This is a genomic window from Rathayibacter sp. AY1C1 (genome assembly GCF_002932105.1).
Lineage (GTDB): Bacteria > Actinomycetota > Actinomycetes > Actinomycetales > Microbacteriaceae > Rathayibacter.
On sequence record NZ_PSWH01000010.1, the window covers coordinates 108,658 to 114,965 of the forward strand.

Genomic DNA, 6,308 nt, shown 5'->3' on the forward strand with positions numbered 1-6,308 from the left:
CAGGGGATCCGTGGACGGGCCGCTCGCGACGGATCGCCGCCGGCCCGGATCAGTCCGGGGTCCGCTCCGCGTGCTTCCGCTTCCCCAGGCGGGTGGCGAGGAACAGCAGCGTCCCCACGACCACGTAGCCCGCTGTCGCCAGCCAGACCACGCCCGTCTGCTGCGTCAGCAGCACCACGCTCGCGATGGTCGCGAGCACCGGCACCACCCGCGGCACGGAGTAGTGGGCGTGGTCGACGCGGTCCTTCTTCAGCACCAGCACCGACACGTTCGCCGCGATGAACACCAGCAGGAGCAGCAGCACCGTCGTCTCGGCGAGCGTGCCGACGTCGCCGATCAGGCTGAGCAGCATCGTCACTCCGCCGACGACCACGATCGACACCCACGGCGTGCGGCGGCCCGGCAGCACCTTCCCGAAAGCGCTCGGCAGCAGCCCGGAGGTGGCGAGCCCGAAGCCGACCCGCGACGCCATCACCATGAACAGCAGAGCGCCGTTCGCGATGGCGACGAGCGCGATCAGGCCGAACAGCCACGGCGGCACCGCCACTCCGCTCGCCGCGACCACGTCCAGCAGGGGGCCGCTGGAGGCCGCGAGCTCGTCGTTCGGCAGCACGATCACGGCGCCGAGCGCGATCAGGAGGTAGACCACGGCGGCGGTGATCAGCGCACCGAAGAGGGCCCGCGGGTAGACCCTCGAGGGGTTCCGCACCTCCTCGGCCATGTTCGCCGCGGCCTCGAAGCCGAGGAACGAGAAGAAGGCGACGATCGAGGCGGCGAACGCCCCCTGCAGCGGAGCGACGTCGGGGTTGAACTCGAGCACGCGGGAGGCGTCGCCGTCGCCGGAGCCGAAGAAGACCGCGGCGCAGACGATGACGATGACCAGTCCGCTCACCTCGATCACCGAGGCGACCAGGTTCGCGGTCAGCGACTCCTTCACCCCGCGCAGGTTCACCAGGGTGAGGATCGCGATGAAGACGATCGCGGTGGGGATCGGCGGCACGTCCAGCAGAGCCCCGAGGTAGTCGCCGGCGAACGCGTTCGCCAGGGAGGCCGCCGTCGTGATGCCGGACGCCATCATCAGGAAGCCGATCAGGAACGAGAGGTACGGCTTCCCGAACGCGCGGTCCACGTAGCGCGCCGCCCCTCCGGCGTGCGGGTACTTGGTGATCAGCTCGGCGTACGTGCCCGCCGTGAGCAGGGCGACGACCAGCGCGATCAGCAGCGGCAGCCAGATCACGCCGCCCACGTCCTCGGCCATCGTGCCGACCAGGGTGTAGATGCCGGCGCCGAGTGTGTCGCCCACGATGAAGGCGAACAGCAGCGGCCCGGTGATCACCCGCTTGAGCGACGCCTTCCCGGGAGCGGTCTCGGCGGTGTCCGTCGTGTCGGTCATCCGGACACTCCACCGAAGCGGAGGGTCCGAGCGCAAGCCTCGCCGCCCGATCGCTGCGAGATTTCTCATCATCGCGACCCGTGTGGCAGGGGCCCGGGCGGCGAGGACTCCCACAGCGCGCGGATCCCGGGACTCGGGCGATCGGCCGCATCAGAGGGAGCGGACCCGGTGCGCACAGGGTGAACAGGGGGCGACCGCGCGTGCCGCCGCGCGCCCGCACTGGGTAGGCTGGAGCGCTTCGTCGTGAGTGGAGCGGTCGCGGAGGAATCATGGGCAAGAAGCGCAACCAGGGACGATCCGGAGGCGGTCAGGGCGGGTCCGGCGGTCAGGGCGGCGGCCGAACGGCCGAGACCGCTCTGATGGTGCGGTTCCGCAGCTGGTACCGCTCGCACCTCGCCGAGGTGGGCATGCAGCACGAGCACCTCGAGGCCGACGAGGCCGTCGAGGTGCTGACCGACCTCTTCGCGATGACCCGCGACCTGCGCCCGCGCGGCTCCTTCGCCCAGCCCGACGCCGAGCTGCTCGAGGCCGTCTTCGACCAGATCGAGGCCGACCTGTCGGGGGAGGAGAGCGAGGCCGACCTCGACGACACCCTCTTCACCGTCGCCGAGGTCGTCGAGCACTTCCTCGACTTCCTCACCGACGAGGACCTCTGGACCGGCACCGACGAGGAGCTGGACGAGTGCCAGGCCGTCCTCGACGAGGTCCTCGACCTCGCCGGCTCCTTCGTGGAGGCCGTGCTCGACGACCTCGCCGAGCTCGACGAGGTCCCGGCCGAGGAGCAGCTCTCCGCCGTGCGCGCCACCGCTCTCGTGCACGCCGCCGACGTCGTGGTCGAGCACCTCGCCGCCGACGACGGCGCGACCCTCACCGAGCGCGCCGCCCGCGAGATCGCGGTCGAGGCGGGCATCTCCTCCGCGGGATCCACCCCGAGCGACGACTCCGTCCGCATCCCGGTCTCGGCCTGGTGGGACGCGCTGGTCGGCTCGGCCGTGCTAGAGCAGGAGGGATCCGCCGCAGGTCTCGGCGAGGCCGCCGTGCTCTGGCGCAGCTCCGACGCGCACGAGGCCGCCGCCGAGCGCATCGCCTACGTCGCCCGCTTCCTCGAGCAGTGGATCCTCAGCGCCCAGACCGCGCTGGCGGCCGCCGACACCGAGGACGGCGCCTTCTCCCCGGAGGAGCGCGCGGTCACCACCACCGACGCCGTGCTGGTCCGCATCGCGGTAGCCTGCCAGGCCGAGATCCACCCGGGCCTGGTCGTCGGCGAGCTGGTCGACGAGCTGGCAGCCGACTCCGGAGTCTCGCTCGACGAGGCCCTCGACGAGCGCGAGCGCATGGTCGGCACGGCCGAGCGGATGCTCGACGACACCGCCGAGCTCGGGCTTCTGCTGCACTCGCCCGAGTTCGGCTACGCGGTGCCGGAGGGCCTGGCGCCCGTCCTCGCCTCCGTCGTCCGCGCGACGGTCGTCCTCCTCGGAGAGCGCGAGGCCACCCGCCTCGAGATCCTCGACGAGGCGACCCAGGACACGGCGACGGCCTACGCGCTCCACGTCGCCCTGCTCGGGACCAAGCCCGTCGTCTGGCGGCGCCTCGAGCTCTCCTCCGAGTCGTCGCTGCGCGATCTGCACCTCGCGCTCCAGCTCTCGCTGGGCTGGACCGACGCGCAGCCGCACTACTTCAGCGTCGGCGTGCCCGACGAGGAGCAGGCTCCGATCGGCTCGCCGTCCGACGCGGAGGAGTTCGGCGCCGACCTCGTGGACGAGGCGGGCGTCGCGCTCGCCGAGGTGCTCGAGCAGGAGCAGGACGAGCTCTTCTACGTCTACGACCTCGAGGACGAGTGGCGCCACGTCATCCGTCTGGAGTCGATCGCGCCGCTGTCGTCGGCTCTGCCGCGCTGCACGGGCGCGCGCGGCGCGGCTCCGCTCGACGTGCCGGGAGGCCCCGCGGCCTGGGCCGACACGGTGCGGGCGGCGACGGACCCGTCCTCGGCCGACCACGCGGAGGCGCTCGAGGCTCTCGGCCTCGCCGCCGGAGCCTCGTTCGATCCGGCCGCGGTCGACGTCGACGGCATCAACCGCTCGCTCGGTCTCCTGCGCTCCGCGGTCTGACGCCCCGCCGGAGGGCGTCATCGGAGGAGGCCCCCGCTCCCGCTCACCGCGGGAGGCGGGGGCCTCCTCCGGTGTGGGGCGTCACGGGGTGAGCAGCAGCTTGCCGATGTGGCCGGAGGAGCGCATCACGTCGTGCGCCCGCTCGGCCTCGGCGAGCGGGACCACCTCGTCCACCACCGGGCGCACCGTCCCGGCGGCGACCAGCGGCCAGACCTCTGCGCGCACCCGCGCGACGATCGCGCGCCGCTCCTCGAGGGGCCGGGCGCGGAGGGTCGTGGCGTGCACCGCCCCGCGCTTGCGCATCAGCACCCCGAGGTCGAGCGAGCCCAGCGCACCGGACTGGTTGCCGATGAACACCACGCGCCCGCCCACGGCCAGCGCCTCCAGGTCTCGGGCCAGGTAGTCGCCGCCGACCGGGTCGAGGATCACGTCGACGCCGCGCCCGCCGGTCGCCTCGCGGATCCGCTCGACGAAGTCCTCCTCGTGGTAGTCGATCAGGACGTCGGCGCCGAGCGCGCGGCAGGCCTCGAGCTTGCGGGGGCTGCCGGCCGTGACGGCGACGCGGGCGCCGAGGGCGGCGGCGATCTGGATGCCCGTGGTCCCGATCCCGCTCCCGCCGCCGTGGAGGAGGACGGTGTCGCCGGATCCGAGCCCGGCCACCATCACGAGGTTCGACCAGACGGTGGACGTCGTCTCCGGGAGGGCGGCGGCCGAGACGAGGCCGACGCCGTCCGGCACCGGCAGCACCAGGCCCGCGTCGACCGCGACGTACTCCGCGTAGCCGCCGCCGGAGAGCAGCGCGCAGACCTCGTCGCCCTCCGCGAACCCGGTCGCGTCCTCGCCGAGCGCGACGACCGTGCCGGACACCTCCATCCCGAGGATCTCGGAGGCGCCGGGCGGCGGCGGGTAGACCCCTGCGCGCTGGCCGAGGTCGGCGCGGTTGACGCCGGCGGCCGCGACGCGGACGAGGACCTCGCCGGGTCCGGGGGAGGGCGTCGGCACCTCCTCCAGCACGAGTCGGGAGTCGGGGCCGGGGTTCTCGATGCGGATCGCCTGCATGAGGGGGATGCTACGCCGCGGGCCTCGGCGCTCGCGGTGCTCCCGTCCGGCGCGGGGCCGGCTCAGCGCTGCTCCGCCAGGAACGCCAGCACCGCGTCCTTGAAGCCCCGCGCGGGCACGGTGCTGGTGTGGTCGCGGCCGGGGACGCTCACGAACCGCGCCCCCGCCTCCGCCGCCAGCAGCTCACCGCCGGGAGCGATCGGATCCGCGCCGCCGGTCACGAGCAGCGTCGGCAGGCCGGGGTGCCGCCCGTGCTCCGGGTGCGCCCCGCCGCGGACGCCGTCGGCCACCGCCACCAGTGCCGCGAGGTCGTTGCCCTGCACGCCCTCCGCCATGCCGATGAAGGCGCGGGTGAAGCCGTCGTCGATCTCGCCGCCGGAGGCGACGCGGGCCCGGGCCGCCTCCGCGTCGAAGGAGCGGAGGGGCTCGCCCACCGTCAGCCCGCCGAGGCTCAGCGATGCGAGCCGCTCCGGGTGCTCGAGCCCCAGCACCCAGCTCATCCGGGCGCCGAGGGAGTAGCCGAGGACGTGGGGCGCGTCGAGGTCGTAGGAGTCGAGCACCCGCACCAGGTCGGCCACCATGGCGTCCACGCTGTAGGAGTCGGAGTGGTGCGGCTTCTCGCTCGCGCCGTGCCCGCGCTGGTCGAGCGCCACGACGCGGTACCCGGCCCGGTGCAGCGTCCGCAGCCAGCCCGACGTCTCCCAGTTGAGCACGGCGTGGGAGGCGAAGCCGTGCACGGCGAGGACGGTCGGGGCGCTCTCCTCGCCGACGGAGTAGGTGGCCAGCCGCACTCCGTCGTCGGCCACGACGTACACGGGCGGAGGGAAGGCGATCACTCCACCACCCTGCCCGCCGCCGCGGGGTCGAGGGGGCACCGCGCCGCGGACACGCCGGGCGGAGTCCCAGGAGCGGAGAGCCGCCGTGCCCGGTGTCCCCGAACGGTCAGCGCGGCGGACGGGTGGAGCGGGCGAAGGGCACGGCGATCCAGAGGCGCACGGTGCGTCCCCGGCCGGACCGGATCCCGAGGACGACGCACAGCACGAGGTTGAGCACGGCCAGCGCGAGGATCGCCGAGATCGTCGCGAGCGGCCAGTCGGCGCCGAGCGAGTCGCGCACCGACACCAGCGCGAGGTGCAGCGGGACCAGCATCAGCTGGAGTGCGAGGTAGGTGAGCTGCCAGTTGACGGCGACCAGGCCGTTCCGGTCGCTGAGGGTGCCGATCCGCCGCCGCGACCCCCACACCATCACGGTCGCCGTGAGGGAGATCACAGGGGAGATCACCACGAAGCCGGCGAGCGCCGAGAGCCCGGCGAACCAGACGGCACGGGCGCCCTTGCGGTCCCGGGTGCGGTGCCGCAGCTCGTCGTCGTCCATCGCCGCCTCCTCGCGCCGGGACCAGTCTCGCACCCGCCCCCGCGTCGAGGCGGGGGATCGCCCCCGAGTTCCGGGGGTTCCCCGGATGGGGCGGGTCCGGGCGCGTCCGTAGCGTGGAGGCATCGCCGGAGCACACCGGCAGCACCGCCGGCCCGCCCGGCGGCACCGCATCCCGCCGGGCGACCGGCACCCGAGAAGGAGCACACCGTGACCACCGACGACCGCACCGCCCGCCTCTCCACCCCCGCCGACGAGCAGCCGACCGTGGACCTGGGCGCGACCGCCGTCCTCACCGAGGAGCGGCCGTCCGCCGGGGAGCGCCCCGCCGCCGAGGAGCCCGCCTCCTCGCAGCAGGCCCGCGCCCCCTACGGCAC

At 74.1% G+C, this 6,308-nt stretch carries 5 protein-coding genes; 1 reads left to right on the plus strand and 4 read right to left on the minus strand.

Features of this window, described 5'->3' with window-relative positions:
• Window positions 1-49 precede the first annotated feature (49 nt).
• Window positions 50-1,393, minus strand: a complete 1,344-nt coding sequence (locus C5C71_RS07115) for an APC family permease (RefSeq protein WP_104337400.1) — start codon at window positions 1,391-1,393, stop codon at window positions 50-52.
• A 269-nt stretch (window positions 1,394-1,662) separates the two neighbouring features.
• On the opposite strand from C5C71_RS07115, the gene C5C71_RS07120 reads away from it, so the two are divergent.
• The gene (locus C5C71_RS07120; protein WP_104337401.1) at window positions 1,663-3,501 is read left to right on the plus strand and encodes a plasmid pRiA4b ORF-3 family protein; all 1,839 of its coding nucleotides are present in this window, start codon (window positions 1,663-1,665) and stop codon (window positions 3,499-3,501) included.
• Between the two features lie 81 nt (window positions 3,502-3,582).
• On the opposite strand, the gene C5C71_RS07125 is transcribed toward C5C71_RS07120, so the two are convergent.
• The 3 genes from C5C71_RS07125 to C5C71_RS07135 all read right to left on the minus strand — a co-directional run bounded on the left by C5C71_RS07125 (window position 3,583) and on the right by C5C71_RS07135 (window position 5,934).
• On the minus strand, window positions 3,583-4,560 hold the full coding sequence (locus tag C5C71_RS07125; protein ID WP_104287956.1) for an NAD(P)H-quinone oxidoreductase: 978 nt from the start codon (window positions 4,558-4,560) through the stop codon (window positions 3,583-3,585).
• Between the two features lie 62 nt (window positions 4,561-4,622).
• Entirely contained in the window at window positions 4,623-5,396 is a 774-nt protein-coding gene (locus C5C71_RS07130; RefSeq protein ID WP_181027173.1) for an alpha/beta fold hydrolase, read from the minus strand.
• A 106-nt stretch (window positions 5,397-5,502) separates the two neighbouring features.
• Window positions 5,503-5,934, minus strand: a complete 432-nt coding sequence (locus C5C71_RS07135) for a DUF4870 domain-containing protein (protein ID WP_181065463.1) — start codon at window positions 5,932-5,934, stop codon at window positions 5,503-5,505.
• Window positions 5,935-6,308 lie beyond the last annotated feature (374 nt).

Bases quoted from the DNA above. Each gene is read 5' to 3' on its own strand.
- C5C71_RS07115 (WP_104337400.1), bottom strand. From the start codon at position 1,393: ATGACCGACACGACGGACACCGCCGAGACCGCTCCCGGGAAGGCGTCG.
- C5C71_RS07120 (WP_104337401.1), top strand. From the start codon at position 1,663: ATGGGCAAGAAGCGCAACCAGGGACGATCCGGAGGCGGTCAGGGCGGG.
- C5C71_RS07125 (WP_104287956.1), bottom strand. From the start codon at position 4,560: ATGCAGGCGATCCGCATCGAGAACCCCGGCCCCGACTCCCGACTCGTG.
- C5C71_RS07135 (WP_181065463.1), bottom strand. From the start codon at position 5,934: ATGGACGACGACGAGCTGCGGCACCGCACCCGGGACCGCAAGGGCGCC.